Raw genomic sequence first — 24,160 nt, 5'->3', positions numbered from 1 at the left:
GACGCGCGGTGTAACCGCACCGTGTTTACGGGACTCCCGCCAGGCGCCGCGTGGCGGCCACGAAGGCCTGCATTTTCGCATGCGCGGCGCCACTGGCGATCGCCGCACGGGCGCGTTCGATGCCGGCGCCGATGTCCTCGACCACGTCGGCAGCATACAAGGCCGCGCCGGCGTTCAGGCACACGATGTCGTGCGGCACGCCGGGTTCGCCGTGCAGCGCACCCAGCAGCATCGCCTTCGATTCGCCGGCGTCCTCCACCCGCAGGTTGCGGCTGGAGGCCATCGCCAGGCCGAAATCCTCCGGCTCCACCTCGTACTCGCGCACCACGCCGTCGCGCAGTTCGCCGACCATGGTGGCCGCGCCCAGCGAAATCTCGTCCATGCCGTCGCGGCCCCACACCACCAGCGCCCTGCGCGCGCCCAGCGCCTGCAGCACGCGGATCTGGATGCCGACCAGGTCCGGGTGGAACACGCCCATCAGGATGTTCGGCGCGCCGGCCGGGTTGGTCAGCGGGCCGAGGATGTTGAACAGCGTGCGCACGCCCATCTCGCCGCGCACCGGCGCCACCACCTTCATCGCCGGATGGTGGTTGGGCGCGAACATGAAGCCGATGCCGGTCTCGGCCAGGCACGCGGCGACCTGCGCCGGCGCCAGGTCGATCGACGCGCCCAGCGCCTCCAGCACGTCGGCGCTGCCGGACTTCGACGACACGCTGCGCCCGCCGTGCTTGGCGATGCGCGCACCGGCCGCCGCGGCCACGAACATCGACGCGGTGGAAATGTTGAAGCTGCACGCGCCGTCGCCGCCGGTGCCGACGATGTCGAGCAGGTGCGCATCGTCGCCGATCACCGGCACCGGCGCGGCCAGCTCGCGCATCACCCGCGCCGCGCCGGTGATCTCGCCCACGGTTTCCTTTTTCACGCGCAGGCCGGTGATGATCGCCGCGGTCATCAGCGGGCTCACCTCGCCGCGCATGATCTGGCGCATCAGCGAGATCATCTCGTCGTGGAAGATCTCGCGGTGCTCGATCGTGCGCTGCAGCGCTTCCTGCGGCGTGATGCCGACCATGCTCATGCCGCCAGCTTCCGCCGCGGCAGGCCGAGGAAGTTGGCCAGCAGGTCGTGGCCGTGCCGGGTCAGGATCGATTCGGGATGGAACTGCACGCCCTCCACCGGCAGGGTCTTGTGGCGCAGGCCCATGATCTCGTCGATCGAGCCGTCCGGATTTTCCGTCCACGCGGTGACTTCCAGGCAATCCGGCAGCGAGGACTGCTCCACCACCAGCGAGTGGTAGCGCGTGGCCTCGAACGGATTGGGCAGGCCGGCGAACACGCCCTGGCCGCGATGGATCATCGGCGAGGTCTTGCCGTGCATGATCTTCTTCGCGCGAATCACCTTGCCGCCGAACGCCTGGCCGATCGCCTGGTGGCCCAGGCATACCCCGAACACCGGGATCTCCCCGGCCAGCTCGCGCAGCACGTCCAGCGACACGCCTGCATCGTCCGGCGTGCCCGGCCCCGGGGAAATCATGATGTGCGAGGGCTTCAGCGCGCGGATGCCGGCCACGGTGAGCGCATCGTTGCGCACCACCCTCACCTCCTGGCCCAGCTCGCCCAGGTACTGCACGAGGTTGAAGGTGAAGCTGTCGTAGTTGTCGATCATCAGCAGCATAAACGACGTATCCATCTGTTTTTCAAAGGTTGCCAGACGGAATATTAGTCCCGATACCCGCATGGATACCCGCAATTTCGTTGGGTACCTTGCATGGGCGTCCGAACCACGCCGGCAAGCCATTTTGGCACGTATCCACAGGCTGCCAAATAACGCCAGAGACCTCCGTAATGCCCAGAGCCACGGGGCGATCTGTCGCAGTCAGATCGCGCCTCGAATGAAGTTGCGCCAGAACTGGCTAGACTTGGCAAGCTGAAGCCTACAGGGGGCAGAGCTGCACCATGACCGCAAGCGACGGAGAAATCCTCACGCTCGATGAGGTGGCCGCCTATTTGAAGGCCGGCAAGCGCACGGTGTATCGGTTCGCGCAGAACGGCGATCTCCCGGCCTTCAAGCTCGGCGGCACCTGGCGCTTCCGTCGCTCCGAGCTAGAGAGCTGGATCGACGCCAACAGCAACCAGCACAACTCGACGGGCAAAGGACGCCGCTGATGGAACTCCTCGACAACATCAGCCGCCTGTTCGGCGACGACCTCAAGCAAGCACTCAGGCCAGGCGCCAAGCTCAAGGTCGCCGCCTCCTGCTTTTCAATGTACGCCTACGAAGCATTGAAAGCCGAGCTGGAGCAGATTGAAGAGCTGCAGTTCATCTTCACCGCTCCCACCTTCGTTGCCGACGAAGTCACCGACCAGGTGAAACGCGAACGGCGCGAATTCCACATTCCCAAGCTGGATCGGGAACGCAGCCTCTACGGCAGCGAGTTCGAGATACAACTGCGCAATAAGCTCACTCAGCGCGCCATTGCCCGCGAGTGCGCCGACTGGCTACGCCGCAAGGCGAAGTTCCGCAGCAATCGCAGCAAAGCGCCGATGCAGCAGTTCGCCGGCGTCCAGGACGCCGCAACGGCGACGACCTACATGCCATTGCACGGCTTCACCGCGGTCGATCTCGGCTACCAGCAAGGCAACGCCGTCTCCAACTTCGTCAACAAGATCGGCGAACCCACCTTCGCCACGCAGTATCTGAATCTGTTCGAGCAGATCTGGAACGACGCGGAGAAGCTTGAGGACGTCACGGCGCAAATCTGCCAGCACATCGCCTCCGTGTACCAGGAGAACGCTCCGGAGAGCGTCTACTTCCTGATGCTCTACAACATCTTCAACGAGTTCCTCGACGACCTCGACGAAGACGTGCTGCCCAACGATCGCACGGGCTATCAGGACACGCTGATCTGGAACAAGCTCTTCAACTACCAACGTGATGCCGCCACCGGCATCATCAACAAGCTGGAGACCTACAGCGGCTGCATCCTCGCCGACAGCGTGGGCCTGGGAAAAACCTTCACGGCGCTGGCCGTCATCAAGTATTACGAGCTGCGCAACAAGTCGGTGCTTGTGCTCTGCCCCAAGAAGCTGGCGGACAACTGGCTCAACTACAACCGCAACCTCAAGACCAACCTGTTCGCCAAGGATCGTTTCAGCTACGACGTGCTTTGTCACACCGACCTCAGCCGTACCAGCGGCGAATCCTTCGGCACGCCACTCAACCGCATCAACTGGGGCAACTACGACCTGGTGGTGATCGACGAATCGCACAACTTCCGCAACAACGATGCCGTGAAGGAACGCGAGACCCGCTACCAAAAACTGATGCGCAAGGTGATCCGCGAGGGCGTCAAGACCAAGGTGCTGATGCTCTCGGCCACGCCCGTCAACAACCGCTTCAACGACCTGCGCAACCAGCTGGCGTTGGCCTACGAAGGCGACTCGGAGAACCTCAACAAGAAGCTTCGCACCAGCAAATCAGTCGAAGAGGTATTCCGCAACGCGCAGCGGGCTTTCAACACCTGGTCGCAGCTTCCGCCGGAGCAGCGCACGCCGCGTGCCATCCTCGACGCGCTGGACTTCGATTTCTTCGAGCTCTTGGACAGCGTCACCATCGCGCGCTCGCGCAAGCACATCCAGACGTTCTACGACACCCGCGATATCGGCCCCTTCCCGGAACGCCGCAAGCCGCTGTCGTTCCACTGCCCGCTGACCACGCGGGCGGACGTCATGAGCTTCAACGAGATTTTCGAACAGCTTGCCAAGCTCAATCTCGCGATCTACGCGCCACTCAGTTACATCCTTCCCAGTCGCATCAAGAAGTACGAGGACATGTACGACACCCAGGTAGCGGGTGGAGGCGGCGCGTTGCGCCAAATAGACCGCGAGCAAAGCCTGAAGAAGCTGCTCACCGTCAATCTGCTCAAACGCCTGGAAAGCTCGGTCGCCGCCTTCCGGCTGACCTTGAAGATGCTGCAAGGCAACCACCAGTACACGCTCGGCAAAGTCGAAGCCTTCGGAACAAACGGCGGCAAAGGCAGCGTCACCGATCACACGGCGGCACTCGACAGCCTGGATGCGGAAGACGACGACTGGTTGGATGCTGGCAGCAACGACTTCAACGTAGGCGGCAAGATCAAGATCGACCTGGCCGACATGGACCTGCCCCGCTGGCAGTTCGACCTTGAGCGCGATCGCGACGTGATCGCCACGCTCTTCGCCGAGATGGAGAAGATCACGCCAGCGGATGACGTGAAGCTCCAACACCTGAAGGCGCTGGTACAAGGCAAGATCACCCAGCCGATCAACCCCGGCAACAAGAAGGTGTTGATCTTCACTGCCTTCGCGGACACTGCCGACTACCTTTACGCCAACCTGGCACCCGAGCTATGGGCCAATCACGGCCTGCACAGTGCCGAGGTGACCGGCAGCACGCGGCCCAAGTCCACGCTTGCCACGAAGTACGACTTCCAGGAACTGCTGACGCTGTTCTCGCCACGGGCGAAGGAAAAAGCCGTGGTATTGCCGCAGGAGCCGGCAGAAATCGACCTTCTCATCGGCACCGACTGCATTTCCGAAGGCCAGAACCTGCAGGACTGTGACTACCTGGTCAACTACGACATCCATTGGAACCCGGTGCGCATCATCCAACGCTTCGGCCGCATCGACCGCATCGGCTCGCCGAACAGCAACATCCAATTGGTGAACTACTGGCCCGACATCTCGCTGGACGAATACATCAACCTCAAGAAACGCGTCGAGAGCCGCATGACCATCGTCGACGTCACGGCCACCGGCGACGACAACGTGCTCTCGGCCCAAGCCAACGACGTCGCCTACCGCAAGGAACAACTGCGGCGCCTGCAGGAAGAAGTGATCGAACTGGAAGACCTCAAGGCCGGCGTGTCGATCACTGATCTCGGCCTCAACGACTTCCGCATGGATTTGCTGAACTACGTGAAGGCGCATGGCGATCTGAAGAACGCCCCGAACGGCCTGCATGCCGTGGTACCTGCCAACACCCAGCTTGGCTTGCCGCCCGGCGTGCTCTTCACCCTGCGCAATCGCAATGCGGGAATCAACCTGGAAGCCAACCAACCCCAGCACAACCGCCTGCACCCGTACTACCTGATCTATATCGGGCGCGACGGTAACGTCGTCCACGACCAGACCGAAGTGAAGCGTTTGCTCGACCTGGCTCGCACTGCCTGCAAGGGGAAAGGCGAGCCTTGCCTCCCGCTGTGCGAGCAGTTCAACCGCGGGACGGCAGACGGCCGCAACATGCAGGCCTACTCGGATCTGCTGGGCAAGGCCATCCGCTCGATGATAGCCGTCAAGGAAGAGCGCGACATCGACAGCTTGTTCTCGGTCGGTAAGACCACGGCGCTGACCCAGACCATCGCCGGGCTGGACGACTTCGAGCTGATTGCCTTCCTCGTGGTGCTGGAAGCCGCATGACCCAGCACGCACGCACGGCCCTTTTCGCCTACCCGGTCAAGGCAGCCTTTGGGCGCATAGTTCCCAAGGCCAAGCTCTACGAGCAGGGCAGCGTCGGAACGCGCCTCAAAGGCCTCTTCACCGAGCAGGTCGAACAGATCGTCTGGCAGTACAAGCTGGCGCCCGAGACGATCAATCTGCCAGCGTCGCCCGGCGTGCCGGAGATCCAGGTCTTCAGCGTGCGACTCCGGGCACCCGAGTTGCATCATGACGTTCTCCGCGGCATGGACAGCGCTATCGCGTTCCCGATCATCTTCGAGCTGAACTTCGAGGATCGCATCCAGGTCATCGCAGCCTACAAGCGACCCAGCGAGGCCGACGCTGCCCGTTGGGTATGTTCCGACTACTTCGCCACTGGATGGCTGCCCACAAGCAGCCCACGCAAGGCCATGCCCACCGCACTGAGCTTGGGCAATCTGTACCAGCAGATGCTATCGGCACTGGTCGCCCTTCCAGCCAGGGCAAGCGAGTTGCTGCCCGCATTGGTCGAACGCGCCAGCCAAGTGCAGGCGCTCAGGCATGAGCTGCACAAGGCCGTCTCAAAGCTTGAGAAGGAAAGGCAGTTCAATCGTAGGGTAGAGATCAACGCCGCGGTGCGAGAGCTGAAGCACAACCTGAAATTGCTGGAGGGGAACGCGTGAGCGAGGAAAAGATGAACACACCGGCCACGGCGAATGCGTATGCCAACGCCATCCAAGGGCGCAGCGATGGGCAGTTCACAAGCCGCTTCAAGGAACAAGCGCGGCTGATGTTCGCCACCATTCATGGCGCCCCGTTTTTCGCGATCTCGCGCCTGGCCCCGGAACTCAGCAAGAAGGCAACCCTTAGCATCCTGATCGCCGACTCCAATGGTTGGTACTCGCAAGCAGGTGGACGCTGGCTCTCGCTCTACGCCAAGGCAAGACAGCCCGCGCAGAAAGTCGCCATCACGATCTGCGCAAATCGTCACATCGAATACGGCAAGAGCCCCAAGCCCATTCTCTTTCAGCCACCACAGCAAGTGCTACAGAAGGGTTGGGAGAAGCATTTGCTTAGCTTGGACACACCTCCAGACATCACAATCCTGCCCGCCCCCAACGACTTCGCTGGCATCATCGCACTCGCAGAGTCGCTGCGCACGGCCCTCCCGAATCGCAAGGCTCTGATCTCATGTCACTTCCACGCCGAGGCACTCATTATCGGCGCAACATTCAAGGCATACGGTTTCCAAACCAGCGAGACCTTGGGCTTCAACCGCGCTGAAAATCAGCCACAACCTCTGCAGGAGGGAGCTTGGTGGTTATCAGCAACTGCCCCCTCGACGGAGCATGCCGCGCCGCCGGCTGAAGAAGTGATAGACGAACTACGCTTGGCGTACCAATGTCTGCGCGGCCTAATGATCCAGGCAAAAGCCGAAGGCAAGGCATCCGAAGCCGCAGACACCATCGCCACTCGTGCCACGCTTCCGATGGAATACACTGACATCCGTGCGGTCTGTATTCCACCTTTGGGCGGAATCGACTTTGATACTGGGCGCTTCTTCAAGGTAGACGAAAACGCCAAGGAAAAAACCTTCGTTTGGGACACTCTCACGACAAGTTCTGAGCTGTTGGCTCGTGCGCCGACGCAGAACGAGCAGACATCCATCGACGAGGATCGCCTCAATCTGCTGATCTGGATCACGAAGGCCTTGGCCGAGTGCAATGAACCTGAATCAGCGGCGCCTGCGCATGCCGAAACCGCTCATGCCCCCGCAGAAACGTCAGAGAACCCTGACGCCCCCCCCGAGTCAGCGGCACCCCTTGCACCAGCGAACACGGGTGGTGCCGAACAGACTCCTCACACCGGCACCCCATCAAACGGAAGCGCGCCCGCAGCACGGCTGGTACGCCCTCGCCTCTCCCGCCGTGCCGGCACAGTCAATGTGCTGGCTCTTGCTGCACGACTAGGCAGGACCGGGCAGCAGACAGACAAAACGTTCGACTCGACGCGAACACGCATTCTTCGCTGGCTTGGCAACAAAGGGTTCCGGACCACCGACCTCGCGGGAAACAACCACATCGAGTCGCCCGATGGTGAGGTCACCATCGAGAGCGACGGCGAGCGCATTTGGTCGCTTCGGTTCGATGATCGCCGCTCCATGTCACAAGGCGCGATCTGGCGCGTCGAAGCGACGCTCATCAACGATAGTCAACCGGCCTTCGGCCTAAGGCTGATCCAGGTACGCAGCGACGAGGACGCTCCACCTCCGGTTGCCAGTGGCGTGCCGCAAGTCGTCTCCGACCTCGCCAAAGACATTGGCCTGATGGACGCAGGCACTGCCCTGCTCAGCACAGCGACGCATCTGTCCGGAGAGTCGGAGGCGCCCAAGCTTCTTCAGCTCATCCTGAATCCCGAACGCGTCCAGCCAGTGATCGTGATTGTCGGCGACATTGACGCCTCGGCGGAGCGCTTAGCGAAACGCCTGACCGGGGTGGCCCACGTCGTCTGCATTGATGCTGCCGTGTCCCAACAACTCATCCGCCGCCTTGGACGCGAACGCTCGGTATATGGCCATGCTGTTCGACTGTACCGCCCCGGCTTCGCCACCGACGCCGACCCTTATCAGCATCCGGTTTTCCCCCTGAAGAGTCGCCAACTGTCCAAGTGGTTGGTCAACGATCTCTTCGAGGAAGCCTGCGCCATCAGCCTGGAGGCGGAAGACCTGGACGATCGCGTGCCCTCGTTCCAGATCATCCGTCAACATCTCGCCGAGCAGCGTCTGCGCTCGTCTGAAGAACGCTTGGTCATGCTCCGTGAGCAGGCCAACAACGCCGCCGCTTCCAAAGACGAACAGATTAACAAGCTTCAGGCTATCCGCACCGAACTGGAGTCGGCACTGGCAGAGCACCGAGCCAAGGCCACTGAACTTGCTGCACAGGCGGCCGAACTGCAAGAAGAGCTTCGGGCGACACGGCGTGAACGCGACGACGCTCGCGAGGAGTTGCGTCGAAGCCGTTATCAGTTCCACGCCCAATGGAACGAAGAGGAAACACCAGAGTCCGAAGCAGCCAACGAGAGCTACCACCCGGACACGTGGGACGAACTGGAAGAGTGGGTGGATATCTACGGCGACAACAAGCTGGTGCTGTTGCCGTCCGCCGCCAAGGCCGCCCGTGAATCGCCTTTCAAGAACATTCCGCTGGCCTACAAGGCGCTGGAGTACCTCGCGCGCTATTACGTCCCCATGCGTACCCGCGACAAGGACGACTCCGCCCCCTACCAAGCCAGTCAACAGGCCTTGGCCGAGCAGGGGCTGGAGCTTTCTGCGGTGGGTTCCGCGCTGGACGATCATCGCTACAAACAGGACTATCGCCGTCAGTACGAGGGGAAGGACATCTGGCTGGATCAGCACCTGAAGGCCGGCGTCGGCTTCGACCCAGCCTCCCTGTTCCGACTGTACTTCTGGTACGACGCAGACGCTGCCAAAGTGGTCGTTGGTCACCTGCCCACCCACCTGACCAACCGCACGACCCACTCGGGTTGATCGCTCGTCGTCAGTGACGTCAAACAAGCCGCCCTCAGACGCAAGACAACACCAGAAGCTCATGGAACTGAAGCTGACATGAAAATTCAAGCTGTCCGTATCAGGAACTTCCGCACGTTGAAAGACGTGACGATTCCCTTTGACTCCGTCACGACCTTCATTGGGCCCAACGGCGCCGGCAAGTCCACCGTGCTTCGCGCGCTCGATTGGTTCTTCAACGGCAAGCCTGGCTCACTGACGGAGCAGGACTGCTCTTTTGGTGCTACTGGCGAAGACATCGAAGTTCAGGTCACCTTTGCTGACCTCTCGGAAAAGGATCGTGAGGCGCTTGGCAAGTACACGCCGGAAGGAGCAACTACGTTCACCGCATGGAGACGTCGATCACCCGACGGCACAGACGTTCTCTCCGCGAACGCAAAAGGTTTTCCGGATTTCAACGCGATCAAGACGGCAAGCGGCGCCGCAGCGAAGAAGGAGCTATACGCACAGCTTCGGAACAATCACCCAGAGCTGAATCTTCCAGCAGCCAACAGCGGCACAGCCGTTGAACAAGCGATGACGACATGGGAGGCATCTCACACAGATCAGCTTATCGACGCTCCGGAAGCGCTGCAAACCAATTTCTTCGGGTTCAATAGCGGCGGCAAAATGAGCGGCCTCTTCGACTTCGTCTTGGTCACTGCCGACCTTCGCGCAAGCGAAGAATCGGTGGACGGCAAGGCAAGCATCATTGGCCGAATTCTTGAACGTTCGATCGATCGCTCTGCCGCTGACGAGGCAATTGCGGAGATAGTCGCTGAGTCGAGAACAAAGCAACAACGTGTTTATGAAGAGAAGTTCAAGGAGCAACTTGACGTCATCACGACACAGCTCAACGAAGTCGTCACGTCCTACGCCCCGGGCCGAGCTGTCACGGTCTCTCCAGCTGAGCTGGAACTCAAGGCTCCGCGCACGACGTTTGACGTCACTGTGCTGGACGGCGCAACCGAGACGGCAGTGGAACGACAGGGGCATGGCTTTCAACGCACGCTTCTGATCTCCGCCCTCCAGCTCTTAGCGCAGTCTGGTGCTGCTTCCGGGGAGGGCGTCATCTGCCTGGCGATTGAGGAACCGGAACTTTTTCAGCATCCGATCCAAGCGCAAGCGTTTGCGAAGGTACTCAGATCGCTCGCCGAGGACTCCAGCAAGCGCATTCAAGTGACCTACGCGACCCATAGCCCCTATTTCCTTGAGGCTCGACATTTCGACCAGGTCCGGCGACTGACACGATCGCTTGGCGATGCTCCCGTAGTGTCTGTCCACTTCGCCACAGTTGAGGAAGTTAAGACCGCGCTCAGTGGAACGGTGGATGCCGGCCAGATTGAGCGTCAACTTGATGGCATCGTCGCGAGTCGGCTCTCGGCCGCACTATTTTCCGCGCGCGTGCTTCTGGTCGAAGGTGATACGGAAGTAGCCGTGTTTTACGGAATCGGCGACCGAACTTCCGTGGGATGCCTCGAATCTCAAGGGCTGTCAATCGTTTCAGCTGGGGGCAAGGGAGGGATTCCACTGGCTCACGCCATTCTTACCAGCCTTGGGATTCCAACTTATGCGCTCTTCGACGGAGACAGCAAGTTTGAAGTTCGCGCTAGAGCTGCGGGAAAGAAGCAGCCTGCCATAGAAAGCGAGCGTACAAAATTTTCGACAGAAAACCGTCGATTGTTGAGGTACTTCGGCGAACAGGAGGTTGACTTCCCGCCAGAGCGCGTCGGTGATCGCGCAGCTACATTGAGCGATCATCTTGAGAGCCACCTTGAAGCCAATTGGGCTGAATGGGTTACGTCGTGCTCGGCGATTGAAACCTCTGCCGGCATTGAACTTGCGAAAAATCAGTACGCATACCGAGTCGCGACAATCGAGGCGACAGGAGCTGTTCCAGAGATTCTCAAGAGCATTCTGATGAAAGCTGGGGTCACTAGCCATGCATGAGATCATCTGCCCGCACTGTGGCACGGCATTCAAGATCGATGAAGCACGCTACGCGGACATCCTGAAGCAGGTTCGCGACAAGGAGTTCGACAAGCAGCTGCATGAGCGATTGGAACTGGCCGAGCAAGACAAGCGCAACGCGGTCGAGCTTGCCGAGGCTAAGCTCGCCGGTGAGCTGCAAAAGGAAGCTTCGGCCAAGGATGCCGAGATCAAGGAACTGAAGGCTAAGCTGGATGCCGGTGAGGCTTCACGCAAGCTAGCCGTGACCGAGGCTCTGAGCCCGGTCGAAAAGGAGCGCAACCAACTCGCCAATGAGCTGGCGCAGGCCAAGCGTGATCTGGAGTCCGCGGCCAGGCTGGCCGAAGTGACGCGGGCAAACGCCGTTCAGACAACGGCTGCCGCAAAAGACACCGAAATTCAGGCGCTGCAGGCCAAGCTCGACGCTAGTGAGGTTACCCAACAACTTGCGGTTACCAAGGCCGTCAGCGTCGTCGAGAATGAGCGAAACGCTCTGAAGAGCGGCCTTGAGCGCGCCGAGCTTGAAAAGGACTTGGCCGAAAAGTCCCTGAAGGAAAAGTACGAGACCCAGCTCAAGGATCGCGAGGAGACCATCGAGCGCCTCAAGGACATGAAAGCCAAGCTGTCGACCAAGATGATCGGCGAAAGCCTTGAGCAGCACTGCGAGACCGAGTTCAACCGCATCCGCGCTACCGCCTTCCCGCACGCCTACTTCGAGAAGGACAACGACGCACGCAGCGGCAGCAAGGGTGACTTCATCTTCCGCGATCTGGCCGAAGACGGCACCGAGATCGTCTCCATCATGTTCGAGATGAAGAACGAGAACGACGAGACCGCCAGCAAGAAGAAGAACGAAGATTTCCTGAAGGAGCTCGACAAGGATCGCACGGAGAAGGACTGCGAATATGCCATCCTAGTCTCCTTGCTTGAACCCGAGAGCGAGCTTTACAACACCGGAATCGTCGACGTCTTCCATCGCTACCCGAAAATGTACGTCGTCCGTCCGCAGTTCTTCATCCCCATCATCACACTGCTACGCAACGCGGCCATGAAGTCCCTGGCCTACCGACAGGAACTCGCCCTTGTCCGGACACAAAACCTCGACATCACTCGATTCGAGAAGCAGCTGGACGACTTCAAGGGGGCGTTTGGCAGGAACTGGCGGCTTGCCTCCGATGGTTTCGAGGAAGCCGTCAAGCGGATCGACGAAGCCATCAAGGACCTGGAGAAGACCAAGGAAGCACTCCACAAGTCCGCGAACAATCTGCGGCTTGCAAACGACAAGGCCGAAGATCTGACGATCAAGAAATTGACCCGTGGCAACCCGACGATGGCGGCGAAATTCGCCGAACTGAAAGATCACGATTCTTCTGACGAAGAATGAATCCAAGGAAGCACAAGATGGAAAAGTTGAAGATGCACTCGCCCGACCTCAGCCAGGACAACCTCGCGCGGATACGCGAGATGTTTCCGGGCTGCGTGACCGAGGCACGGGGCGAGGATGGCAGCGTGAAGCTGGCGGTGGACTTTGACCTACTGCGGCAGGAGCTGTCCGGGTCGCTGGTGGAAGGGCCGCAGGAGCGCTACCAACTCGACTGGCCGGGCAAGCGCAAGGCGCTGCTGACGGCCAACGAATCGATTGCCAAGACCTTGCGCCCAATGCGAGATGAAAGCGTGGCCTTCGACACGACCAGGAACCTGTTCATCGAAGGCGACAACCTGGAGGCGCTCAAGTTGTTGCAGGAGACGTATCTGGGCAAGGTGAAGATGATCTACATCGACCCGCCGTATAACACAGGCAATGACTTTATCTACAAGGACGACTTCAGCAGCGACAGCTCGAACTACACGCAGCAATCTGGGCAAACCGATTCCGAGGGTGGACGACTGGTCGCGAACACCGAAGCCAATGGGCGCTTCCATTCGGACTGGTTGAGCATGATTTTTTCGAGGCTGAAGCTTGCGCGCAATCTTCTTCGCGCCGATGGCTCCATCTTCATCTCGATTGACGATAACGAAGTGGACAACCTACGGAAGGTCTGCAACGAGATCTTCGGCGAAGAAAATTTTATCGGCCAAGTAGTCTGGCAACGCTCAAAAAAAGGCGACTCGAAACTCATCGCCAACGTTCACGAGTACGTTCTGTGCTATGTCCGCGACAAGCACGCCGTACTGGCGAGTGGCCCTTGGCGTCGTCCGAAGGAAGGAGCCGATCAGGTCCTCTCCAAGTACGCTGAGTTGAGGGAACAACATAGGAGCGATCACGAGGCTATCCGAGCTGAAATGCTGGCTTGGTACAAGGGTCTCCCGAAGAGCGATCCACGAAAGGCCCACAAGCACTACAACTGGTCGGATGATCGTGGCCTCTACTTTGCCGCAGACTTCGCAGGACCCGACGACGGACGCGAATCCAGACCACGGCATGACATTTTTCATCCCAGCACTGGCAAATCATGCAAGAAGCCATCGACTGGATGGCGGTGGGATGAAGAGAAGACGAAGTGGGCGCTTGCTCAGAATCCGCAACGGATTCACTTTGGCCCTGACGAAACAACGATCCCCAACCGAAAGAGCTACCTGTTCGAAATCGATAGTGAGCCCTACTCGTCCGTGTTCTACAGGGACGGTCGTTCCGCCACCCTTGAGGTCGAAGAGCTTGTCGGTAAAGGCTGGTTTCCGTTTCCGAAGAACACCGATGTCTTGTCTGAATTGATCGAACTGGCCACCAAGCCTAATGACATCATTCTGGATTTCTTTGCTGGCTCCGGCAGCACGGGGCATGCGGTGATGAAGGTGAACATGGCCCATGGCTCTAAGCGGCGGTTCGTGCTTGCTCAGATTCCTGAAGCAACCGGTCGAACTGGGTACAGCACCATTGCCGAGATCACCAAGGAGCGACTGCGCAAGGCCGGAATTAAAGTAGCCGAGAACCGAAACGCTACCGGTCTAGATGTCGGCTTCCGCGTCCTCAAGATTGACAGTTCCAACATGGCCGACGTGTTCTACACCCCCGACGCCGTCACCCAGGAAGGCTTGTTCAATGCTGTCGACAACATCAAACCTGATCGCAGCGCGGAAGACCTGCTGTTCCAGGTGATGCTGGACTGGGGTGTCGACCTTGCCCTACCCGTCGAAAAAAAGGTCATCCAGGGCAAGGACGTCTTGTTCGTGGACGGCAACGCACTAGCTGCCTGCTTCGACCACGACGGCGGCATCGACGATGCCTTCGCCAAGGAGCTGGCCACTCACAAACCTCTACGTGCGGTTTTCCGCGATGCCGGTTTCAAGGACAGCACGGTGAAGATCAACATCGAACAGATCTTCAAGCTGCTTTCGCCCAGCACCGAAGTGAAGTGCCTGTAAGGTCGCACCATGGAGAAGCACGACCTCACCCAATTGTTGGAAAGCCTGATCGCCACCTGGGAGAACGAGGTGGTGGAGTTCAAGCAGGCCGGCAGCGACTACAGCACCGACGACATCGGCAAGTATTTCTCCGCGCTGGCGAACGAGGCCAATTTGCGTGGGGCCGACGCCGGCTGGCTGGTATTCGGCGTGAACAACAAGACCCGCCGCGTGGTTGGCACGGACTACCGCACCAAGGCGGAGCACCTGCAACAGCTGAAGATGCAGATCACGCAGAACAGCGACCCACGGCTGACCTTTCGCGACATCCACGTGCTGCCACACACCGATGGCCGGGTGTTGTTGTTCCAGATTCCCGCCGCACCACGCGGCATCGCCATTTCGTGGAAGGGCCACTACTACGCGCGTGCTGGGGAGAGCCTGGTGCCGCTGGGCCTGGACAAGCTGGACGAAATCCGCAACCAGACCCTTACGCAGGATTGGACGGCGCAGTTCGTTGACGACGCCTCGTTGGCCGACCTGGACGAAACCGCCACCAGCCGGGCGCGCGAGTCTTTCGCGCAGAAACATGCCAACAGCTTTGCGCCAGAAGCCGTGGCGGCGTGGCCTCTAGCCACCTTCCTTGATCGGGCGCGTGTCACGCGAGAGGGCCGGATTACCCGCACCGCCCTGCTCCTGCTGGGCAAGGCCGAGTCAGCCCACCGCCTTTCGCCCCACCCCGCGCAGCTGACATGGAGCCTGGTGGGCCAGGAGCGCGCCTACGAGCATTTCGGCCCACCCTTCCTGCTGAGCACCACTCGCCTGTACCAGCGCATCCGCAACATCCAGTTGCGCATCCTGCCGCAGGACGAACTGGTGCCCGTAGAGGTGGCCAAGTACGACCAGAAGATCGTGCTGGAATCCCTGCACAATTGCATCGCCCACCAGGACTACACGCGCAACGGCCGCGTGGTGGTGACGGAGCTACCCGACCGGCTGGTGTTCGAGAACGAGGGCAGCTTTTACGAGGGAAGCCCTGACGACTACATCACCGGCACCAAGCTCCCCCGGCGCTACCGCAACCCCTTCCTCGCGCAGGCGATGGCCGAGCTGAACATGATCGACACCATGGGCTACGGCATCCACGACATGTACGTTCGCCAGGCACGGCGCTACTTCCCGATGCCCGACTACGACCTTGGCGAGGCCGGAGCTGTGAAGATGACGATCTACGGTGGCGTGGTCGATCCCGCCTACAGCCGCCTGTTGATCCAGCGCACCGACCTGCCGTTGGCGGACGTGCTGGCGCTGGATCGCGTGCAGAAGAAGCTGTCGATTCCGGACGCCGTCGCCACCCATCTGCGCAAGGCGGGGTTGATCGAGGGTCGCAAGCCGAACTACTTCGTTTCCGCCGAGGTTGCCAAGGCCACCGCCAGCGTCGCCGACTACCTCCGCACGCGCGCCCAGGATGACGACTATTACGCCAAGCTCATTACCGACTACCTGACGCTGAAAGGCTCGGCAAGCCGCACGGATATCAACGGGCTGCTGATGGGCAAGCTGAGCGACGCGCTGGACGACAAGCAAAAGGACAACAAGATCGCCAACCTGCTGACCAACCTGCGGCGCAAGGGTCGTATCCGCAACACCGGAAGCCGCGGGCAGCCGGTCTGGAAGCTTGCAGAATGAAGCCCCTCTTCGCCCGAAACAACATCACTATAAATCAATGACTTGCGCCTTTCTGCAGGCCGCCCTGCAGAGAGCTTGCAGAAAGAAGCGCCAGCAGGAACACCATGAAGCTCAAGTTCAAGATCCAGCCCTACCAGACCGCCGCCGTACAGTCCGTGGTGGACTGCTTCGAGGGCCAGCCGCCCGCCAGCGCCAGGGCCGTCAGCTACCGCATCGACCCCGGCAAGCTGGCCAAAGGCCAGACCATCGGCAGCACCCTAGCTGGTGGCGATGGCTTCAGGAACGCCGACCTGCTGCTGACCGAGCAGACGCTGCTAGGCAACGTGCAGCAGGTGCAGCGCCAGCAGAACCTGCCACTCTCTCCGTCGCTGGTGAAGACCAAGGTGTCGCCGCTCAACCTCGACATCGAGATGGAAACCGGCACAGGGAAGACCTACTGCTACATCAAGACCATGTTCGAGCTGAACCAGCGCTACGGCTGGAGCAAGTTCATCGTGGTGGTGCCCTCCATCGCCATCCGCGAGGGCGTGGCCAAGTCGCTGAAGATCACCGCCGACCATTTCCTGGAGACCTACGGCAAAAAGGCCAGGTTCTTCATCTACGACTCCAAGCAGCTGCACCAGCTCGAAAGCTTCGCCTCCGACGCGGGCATCAACGTGATGGTCATCAACGTGCAGGCCTTCAACGCCACCGGCAAGGACAACCGGCGCATCTACGAGGCGTTGGACGACTTCCAGTCCCGCAAACCCATCGACGTCATCAGCGCCAACCGCCCCATCCTGATTCTGGACGAGCCCCAGAAGATGGAAGGAGGCAAGACGCTGGATTCGCTGGTGAACTTCAAACCGCTGTTCGTGCTGCGCTACTCAGCCACGCACAAGACCCGGCACAACCAAATCCACCGCCTGGATGCGCTCGACGCCTACAACCAGAAGCTGGTGAAGAAGATTGCCGTGCGCGGCATCACCATGAAGGGCCTAGCAGGCACGAATGCCTACCTCTACTTGCAATCCATCGACATCTCGCCCAAGAAACCGCCGGAAGCGCGCGTGGAGTTCGAGCAGAAGCTGGCGGGTGGCAAGATCAAGCGCGTAGTGCGCAAGCTGGGCAAGAGCGACAACCTATTCACCCTATCCAACGAACTGGACGAGTACCGCACCGGCTTCACGGTATCGGACATCAATGCCAACAGCGACACCCTGACCTTCACCAACGGCGTACAGCTCATCGTGGGCGACGCCACGGGCGACGTGAACGAAACGGCGCTGCGCCGCATCCAGATCCGCGAGGCGATCAAGGCGCATTTCGACAAGGAACAAGCCCTGTTCACGCAAGGCGTGAAGGTGCTCTCGCTGTTCTTCATCGATGAGGTAGCGAAATACCGCGACTACACGGCCGCCGATGACAAGGGCGAATACGCCCGAGTCTTCGAGGAGGAGTACCGAGACTACTTGAACGAGGTGATCGGCCTTGAAGAAACGCCTTGGACGAAGTACCTGAAAGGCATCGCTCCGGAGAACACCCACAGTGGCTACTTTTCCATCGACAAGAAGACCAAGCACCTGACCGACCCGACGGTCACCAAGCGTGGCGAGAACGCCGGACAGTCTGACGACACCGACGCCTACGATCTCATCCTGAAGGACAAGGAGCGCTTGCTGTCGTTGAACGAACCGGTGCGTTTCATCTTTTCGCACTCGGCATTGCGCGAGGGCTGGGACAACCCCAATGTATTCGTCATCTGCGCGCTCAAGCACAGCGACAACACGGTCTCCCGCCGACAAGAAGTAGGCCGCGGCCTTCGGCTATCGGTGAACCAGCAAGGCGACCGCATGGACAACCCGGCGACGGTGCACGACATCAACGTGCTGACCGTGGTGGCCAGTGAGAGTTACAAGGACTTTGTGGCTGGGCTGCAGGACGACATCAGCAAGTCGCTTGCCGAGCGACCGCGCAAGGCCGATGAACACTACTTCACCGGCAAGCTGCTCAAGACCGAGCAAGGCGACGTAGAAGTCACGCCGACCATGGCCAAGCAGATCTACAAGTATCTGCTCAAGAACGATTACACCGACGACAGCGACGGTATTGCTGATGCGTACCACCAAGCCCGCAAGGACGGCACGCTGGCGGAGCTGCCAGCCGAACTGAAGCCATACACCGACCAGGTCGTCGCCCTCATCGACAGCGTCTTCAGCCTGGCGCAGCTTCCCGATATCACTGATGGCCGCAAGCCGAAAACGAACCCTCTCAACGCAAACTTCGACAAGCAAGAGTTCAAGGCGTTGTGGAGCCGCATCAACCGCAAGGCGGCCTACAGCGTGCACTTCGACAGCGACGAGCTGGTTCGCAAGGCCGTCGCGAAGCTCAACGACAAGGACGAAGGCTTGCGGGTCACCCCGCTCCAGTACGTCATCCAGGCAGGCACGCAGGCAGAGCAGGCAACCTACGAAGACATCGTCGCCGGAAAGGGCTTCCGGATCACCGAGAGCGAAGTGGGGAACCATCGCGCCTCGATCCACTCGCTGGTGCGCTACGACCTGATCGGCAAGCTCGCCGAAGGCACCCAGCTCACGCGCCGCACCATCGCTGACATCCTGAAGGGCATGAACGTGGCGGTGTTCGCCCAGTTCAAGACCAACCCTGAAAGCTTCATCGCCGAGGCGATCCGGCTCATCAACGAGCAGAAAGCCACCGTGATCGTCGAACACATAGCCTATGACCCGGTGGAAGAAATCTACGACCTAGACATCTTCACTGCCAGTCAGAGCCGTCAGGACTTTACCAACGCCGGTGGCAAGCTTCAGCACCACATCTACGACTACGTGGTCACCGACTCCAAGGTGGAGCGCCAGTTCGTGAGCAACCTGGACACCAGCACGGACGTGATGGTCTACGCCAAGCTGCCCCGGGGCTTCCTCATTCCAACCCCCGTAGGCGACTACAACCCCGACTGGGCCATCAGCTTCAAGGAAGGCAAGGTCAAGCACATCTACTTCGTCGCCGAGACCAAAGGCTCCATGTCCACCATGGAGCTGCGTGAGATCGAGAAGACCAAGATCAAGTGCGCCCACAAGTTCTTCGACGAGATGAACCGCCGCTACGCACCCGAGAACGTCAAGTACGCGGTGGTAGATAGCTTCAGCAAGCTGATGGAGATCGTGAAGTGACAAGCAAGGAATCCACCGTGTACAAGCCCCGTTTCGACTTCGGCAGCAACCTTGATCCCAGCGGAACGCAAACCGGCACCATTAAAGACCTGATCGACGAGCTCAATTACGAAAAGCTCAAGACAGCCACCGGCGTCGATGCGAAGAAAAGTGAATCAAATGGAACAGCTGTCACTTTCGACTCGCTAAGCGGCGTGCTCGCATTCTTGGACGAAGTTGCTGGCATAGGCACGTTGAAACTCGCTCAAGATGTCCCTCTGTCGACGTTGAAGACCATCAAGCTTCTTTACGTAACAAACGACACCAGCGACACACAGCTCTTCAGACTACTCAAGTCGCCGCTTCGAGGCGGCAAGCCCACGCTGGAGTTCTATACCACCGAATCACCTTCGAGAAATCAGAAGGGCATTGCCATCGTCGATCACCTGCTGTCGGCATTGAGCAAAGAAGTTGATCCAGTTGTACTGCGCAAGATTGACACTTCTTTCCTGACCTATCCGAAGCTGCTTGAATGCATAGCAACGGAGAATCTCGAAATTCTCGAACCCGTCTACGCAAGACATAGCGGAAAGCCCGCGGCGATAGCCAAGGCATTCACCCATCTCGGGAAGGCAGTAAATAATTACAAACCGACATCACGCAAGTCGGATCGTCCGCTACACGAAGCAATATACACGTATTTACGCATCCTTCCATTTCTTAACTTTGTTGGTGAATATCAAGAAGTAATTGACCTATCACAAGTCAAGGGCCAAGCAAACTCGATCAAGGAAGAGATTGAGGAGTTTTGCAGCGAGCTCTCCGGCACCTTGAAGCTGACGGTTCATTACGCAACACCCATAACTTCCGTAGCGACATTCACCGACTTTGTCGACGCCCACGCACTGGCATTAGCCAAGCTGGTACAAGATGTCACTGGCTATACCAGTGAGCGAAGAGACATTCTGAAAATTGTTAATGCAGCCAGCAAAGTACTTGGCGCATATGTCCATCACGAATGGGGCATCATTCCACTGGACACGCAAAACATTTCGGTCGCTGACAGTGTCGCTGCCCTATGCACCATCCGCCACCAGCAGAAGGTGAAGACAAATTACTCGGCCTATTGGTTGGGACAGAAGCAGTCCGACAAAGGTACTGGGGTGCTGCGCCAGATGGACGACACCAGGGATACCAAGGAACTTTTCGAGCACGACTACATACCGCACGGCATCAACCAATTGCTGTTTAGTCGCTTCAACCAGTTCTACATGGCAATCACGGGGCAACAAAGTCGCTACGCAGCTTGGATGGAGCTTCAGCTTGCCCGGCTGACCAAATACTCCGAGTGTTATCTATCCAATGACGTTTCCATTTGTGACCATGCCGTTCAGCGTTTCTACCAATATTGCACACTGGAAGCATTCAGAGCTGCAGACATCACTCAGGTTGAGTAAATTCTTACATCACCACATCTAAGTATATGAAGGTGGAATCGGTGTCTTGAGAACAGTCAATTAGCAGTGAAGTGCTTGGCCTAGAATTACTGTTATAGGGGGGGGGATTGCGGACGCGCACATACCGTTTCCCCTTACTCTTCGCCAAAACAGCGAAATTCATCTCCAAAGCGGCCGGCAAGGATGATCCTTGCCGGCTTTTTTATTGACCAGCGAGAAAGGGTAGTACGCACATGGCTAGCTTTCATCATCGGATCAAGAGCGGCAAGAAGGGTGCCGCCAAGGAACACGCGGCTTACATTGAACGTCTTGGCAGGTATGAGGGCCGCGAGGATCTGATCCATGCCGAGAATGGGAACCTCCCCGACTGGGCAGGCGGGAATCCTGCGACATTCTGGAAGGCTGCGGACACTTACGAACGAGCCAATGGAGCGGTGTATCGCGAACACGTGATCGCCCTGCCGAACGAACTCAGCTTGGAGCAGAACCGTGCGCTTGCGGAACAGCTTGCTCACGAACTGGTAGGGAGCAAGCCCTTCCAGTTTGCTATCCATGCTCCCGAAGGAAAGCTTGGCGGCATCACGAACCCCCACATGCACTTGATGTACTCGGACAGGGTACAGGACGGGATCAGTCGACCTCCGGAACGGATGTTTTCGAGGTACAACCCGAAGCAACCTGAAGCGGGTGGATGTCGCAAGGACAGCGGCGGCAAGAGCCCGATGGTGCTTCGCGATGAAGTCATCGCCACACGAAAGAAGATTGCCGACATTCAGAACCAGGCGCTTGCCGAGCACGGCTTCGCTGCCAGGGTGGATCACCGCAGTTTGCGCGAGCAAGGCCTGCAACGCCGCCCAGAGCGCCACCTGGGGCCTACACGCGTCAAGAACATGTCCGACGACGAGAAAGCCCAATTCGCCGCGCTGCGCACCGGGGGCGCCGCAACGTGACTAGCGGGTGCCATTGGCCATCTGCCGCCCACGCGATTCTGCGACAAAATCGCAAGAGTCGCGTGGTTTTCTTGCCAATCGGCCAGCGGGCAGGCTCTCAAGCAAAAAGCCCCGGCCATTGCTGACCGGGGCTTCAGGATCACAACCAGCGGCTACAGGCCGCCGAAATACCAGTCGCTCAGCCGAACGAAGCGCTGCTTGCCCTTGGGGGCGACCACGATCCACACGGCCTGTTGACCTTCAAGGAGGCGAAGGGCAGCGTTGAGCCGATCACGATTGCGAACGGGCCCGTACCGCAGCACATGGTTCTTCGGGATGTATGTATCGGAGTTGGGCCCACGCCAGACACACTCGCGAAGGTACTTCAGCACGGCTTGTGCATCGACCTGCTCTTGCGAGAGCACGAACTGCGGTGAGAACAGCCGCTTGTATTCGTCCAGGTGCCACTGCACCACCGTGAATGCGCGCTCCAGCGTATCCAACGTGATCTTGCCTTCCTCGCCGCTGAAGCAGTGGAACACGGCGGCCAACCGACCAAGCAGCTCCATGATCTTCGACGCGAAGTCGTTGATGTCGTGCAGGTAGTCGCCAGGCCGAAGCATCCACTCCGTCTGCCTTGCCAGATCGAACCAGCGCGCCTTTGCGTCGTCCGAGAACTCAACCAGTTCACGCTCGATCTCACCCGATCCAGCGATTGCATCGAACTGCTCCAACAACTCACGCATCCGTGCATGAAAAGCCGGCAGGCACTCCCAAACCAGTTCTTCGGTGCTGACCTGCCGGAACCCCTGTGTCGATTCAGGCCAGCCCACGAGGTACCGCGCCCAGTGACCCGACCCTTTCGCGATCTCGCCATGCTTGGCCAGATAGGCCTGGAGCACTGACTTCTGAGTCATGATGCTGATCGTCACGCGAGGATTCATGACCAAGACATTGTCGAAGTCAGCTCGATCCAGCGTCAGCATCGGCGCTCCATCCCATGCCTTGTTCAGCAAACCGAGCTGCGCCATCGCCTCGCTCTTGAACATCACCTGACCTTCATCAGTCGTGATCGCGATGGATTCGCCTTCGCCATCGAGCGAGTCCATGATGGCCCGCGCCGTGATGTTCTGGCGCATGAAGCGCCGCAGCCGCGGCTTCTTCGGCTTCAGCTTGGCGTGCTGCGCCATCTCTGCCTGGATCGCCTCAATCGACTCACCTTTGCTGACCGCCTTGGCGAGACGATTTCGCAGACCCTGGCTTTTTGCCTCCCATGCCTCACGCTCAGCGTGATAGCTATCCAGCGCAGCCTGATATGCCACGGCTTTGCGGCGATCATGCTCATACAGCGGCGCGAAGACCAAAGCGTCCACGGTGCTCTTGCGTTCGCCAGATTCGGCCACACCGCACAGATACAGCGACGTCGGTCGGCGCTGTCCGGTCGGGAGCTTCACGTCGAACAGCCCCTGGCACGACGTCGACATCCCGGCTACCAGCCCCATCCCGATCAGCGCATCCGGCGCTTGGACGTTGCGCTGCAACTCATACGCCGTGTTGCGCAGCAAGATCAAGAAGGCATCCAGCGGGTAAGGTCGCGACCCATAGTTACTGCCGTTCATGCTTCTTCTCCTTCGGCGTAAGCGGCTTCTTCTGTGGGCGCCTGCTGGCCGTCATCTCCAAGCGGGCGGTTGCAAGAGCGGCACACCACCACCTGCCCGCTCACCCGGCGACGTTCCCGCTCGGCTTCAAGGAGCAGCCGAAAACCGGCCGGGCTGACCTTCAAGTCATAGGCGTTGTTGAAAGCCGCCAGGATCGACTTCTGCGGCACTTTCGCAGCCAGACGGTGCTCGATCTCTTCGAACGCTTCACCGAAGGCTTCGCTGTTGCGGCGCCGACTGCTGGGCTGGATCGCCTGCAGCTCACCGATGAAGCGCTCGAATTCCTCGTTCTCAGACATACTCGTGTTCCTTGATGGTGTTGTTGGTGGTGGTGTTTGCCTTCGCCTCGCGATCACGCAGCCACGCGATCACCTGGTCGTACCACCAGATGCGAGGCGAGCGGGGTGAATCGAAAAGCGGCGTACCTTTCGGAAACGTCGGGTCGTTCTTGAAGATGCTGTAGGCGGTGCTCCGGCCAACGCGGACCACCTTCAGCAGTTCATGAAACCGAACGGTGGGCCCATCGGGCTTCCACGTCGTAGCCAACAAAGGGGGTGAGTGGATATGCTGTGCGCGTGCAACCGACCGCTTCGGTCGATTACGCGCACTGGGGTTGTGGTGCCTTGCCTGATGCATGGATTTCTCCTGTTTGGTCGAAGTACGGCCGCTTCGTACTGGCCGTGAATCCATTCCATCCATTTCGCCGATTTTGGTCGCCGGGGAAAAAATCAAAGTTTTTGCAGCCACTCCCACGTGCTCGTTGACCACCGCCGCAATCAGCCAAAAAAAACAGTTACTTATCAACGAGAAGGGGCACGCCTCAGCGTGCCCCTTCTCTTCATTACGCACCGCTTGCACCACTGGTTTAACTACTCATCAGAACCGCTTTCCTTACCTTGAAGGAAGCGCACCAGCCCGTACAGGGCAAAGCCGTACACCACCACCCCACCTACG

The 24,160-nt window shown here is 59.4% G+C and carries 16 protein-coding genes; 11 read left to right on the top strand and 5 right to left on the bottom strand.

Annotation, left to right across the window (positions count from 1 at the left end):
* Window positions 1-25 precede the first annotated feature (25 nt).
* Both trpD and ACVCMC_RS16650 read right to left on the bottom strand, forming a co-directional pair.
* Window positions 26-1,075 (bottom strand): anthranilate phosphoribosyltransferase, encoded by a 1,050-nt coding sequence (trpD, locus tag ACVCMC_RS16655; RefSeq protein ID WP_447098114.1) that lies wholly within the window; start codon window positions 1,073-1,075, stop codon window positions 26-28.
* Window positions 1,072-1,671, bottom strand: a complete 600-nt coding sequence (locus tag ACVCMC_RS16650; protein ID WP_447099526.1) for an anthranilate synthase component II — start codon at window positions 1,669-1,671, stop codon at window positions 1,072-1,074. Before ACVCMC_RS16650 ends, trpD begins: the two co-directional genes overlap by 4 nt.
* A gap of 281 nt (window positions 1,672-1,952) precedes the next feature.
* On the opposite strand from ACVCMC_RS16650, the gene ACVCMC_RS16645 reads away from it, so the two are divergent.
* From ACVCMC_RS16645 to ACVCMC_RS16595, 11 genes are all read left to right on the top strand, one after another.
* Window positions 1,953-2,162, top strand: a complete 210-nt coding sequence (locus tag ACVCMC_RS16645) for a helix-turn-helix domain-containing protein (RefSeq protein ID WP_447098113.1) — start codon at window positions 1,953-1,955, stop codon at window positions 2,160-2,162.
* On the top strand, window positions 2,162-5,452 hold the full coding sequence (locus ACVCMC_RS16640) for a helicase-related protein (protein ID WP_447098112.1): 3,291 nt from the start codon (window positions 2,162-2,164) through the stop codon (window positions 5,450-5,452). Before ACVCMC_RS16645 ends, ACVCMC_RS16640 begins: the two co-directional genes overlap by 1 nt.
* The gene (locus ACVCMC_RS16635) at window positions 5,449-6,132 is read left to right on the top strand and encodes a DUF4391 domain-containing protein (RefSeq protein WP_447098111.1); all 684 of its coding nucleotides are present in this window, start codon (window positions 5,449-5,451) and stop codon (window positions 6,130-6,132) included. Before ACVCMC_RS16640 ends, ACVCMC_RS16635 begins: the two co-directional genes overlap by 4 nt.
* A complete protein-coding gene (locus ACVCMC_RS16630; protein ID WP_447098110.1) occupies window positions 6,129-8,996 on the top strand; it encodes a hypothetical protein in 2,868 nt (955 codons plus the stop codon). Before ACVCMC_RS16635 ends, ACVCMC_RS16630 begins: the two co-directional genes overlap by 4 nt.
* A 78-nt stretch (window positions 8,997-9,074) precedes the next feature.
* Window positions 9,075-10,964 (top strand): ATP-dependent nuclease, encoded by a 1,890-nt coding sequence (locus tag ACVCMC_RS16625; RefSeq protein WP_447098109.1) that lies wholly within the window; start codon window positions 9,075-9,077, stop codon window positions 10,962-10,964.
* Entirely contained in the window at window positions 10,957-12,366 is a 1,410-nt protein-coding gene (locus tag ACVCMC_RS16620; protein ID WP_447098108.1) for a DUF2130 domain-containing protein, read from the top strand. The genes ACVCMC_RS16625 and ACVCMC_RS16620 overlap by 8 nt, the downstream gene beginning before the upstream one ends.
* A gap of 17 nt (window positions 12,367-12,383) precedes the next feature.
* Window positions 12,384-14,345, top strand: a complete 1,962-nt coding sequence (locus ACVCMC_RS16615; protein WP_447098107.1) for a site-specific DNA-methyltransferase — start codon at window positions 12,384-12,386, stop codon at window positions 14,343-14,345.
* Window positions 14,346-14,354: 9 nt separating this feature from the next.
* Window positions 14,355-16,013: an RNA-binding domain-containing protein gene (locus ACVCMC_RS16610; RefSeq protein WP_447098106.1), complete on the top strand. Its 1,659-nt coding sequence runs from the start codon at window positions 14,355-14,357 to the stop codon at window positions 16,011-16,013.
* 104 nt (window positions 16,014-16,117) lie between these two features.
* Complete coding sequence (locus ACVCMC_RS16605; RefSeq protein ID WP_447098105.1) at window positions 16,118-19,183, top strand: type III restriction-modification system endonuclease; 3,066 nt, start codon at window positions 16,118-16,120, stop codon at window positions 19,181-19,183.
* 17 nt (window positions 19,184-19,200) lie between these two features.
* A complete protein-coding gene (locus ACVCMC_RS16600) occupies window positions 19,201-20,619 on the top strand; it encodes a hypothetical protein (RefSeq protein WP_447098104.1) in 1,419 nt (472 codons plus the stop codon).
* 233 nt (window positions 20,620-20,852) lie between these two features.
* Window positions 20,853-21,569, top strand: coding sequence for a MobA/MobL family protein (locus tag ACVCMC_RS16595; RefSeq protein ID WP_447098103.1), 717 nt, complete (start codon window positions 20,853-20,855; stop codon window positions 21,567-21,569).
* 152 nt (window positions 21,570-21,721) lie between these two features.
* On the opposite strand, the gene ACVCMC_RS16590 is transcribed toward ACVCMC_RS16595, so the two are convergent.
* From ACVCMC_RS16590 to ACVCMC_RS16580, 3 genes are read right to left on the bottom strand one after another with little or no spacing between them, the layout of a single operon-like run.
* Complete coding sequence (locus tag ACVCMC_RS16590; protein WP_447098102.1) at window positions 21,722-23,167, bottom strand: YfjI family protein; 1,446 nt, start codon at window positions 23,165-23,167, stop codon at window positions 21,722-21,724.
* Window positions 23,164-23,505 (bottom strand): hypothetical protein, encoded by a 342-nt coding sequence (locus tag ACVCMC_RS16585; RefSeq protein ID WP_447098101.1) that lies wholly within the window; start codon window positions 23,503-23,505, stop codon window positions 23,164-23,166. The genes ACVCMC_RS16590 and ACVCMC_RS16585 overlap by 4 nt, the downstream gene beginning before the upstream one ends.
* Window positions 23,498-24,064 carry a hypothetical protein gene (locus tag ACVCMC_RS16580; protein ID WP_447098100.1) on the bottom strand — a complete coding sequence of 189 codons (567 nt, stop codon included), beginning with the start codon at window positions 24,062-24,064 and terminating at the stop codon, window positions 23,498-23,500. Before ACVCMC_RS16580 ends, ACVCMC_RS16585 begins: the two co-directional genes overlap by 8 nt.
* Between the last annotated feature and the right edge of the window lie 96 nt (window positions 24,065-24,160).

This window comes from Rhodanobacter sp. UC4452_H20 (assembly GCF_052978205.1).
This window is presented reverse-complemented; position numbering and strand designations above follow the sequence as displayed.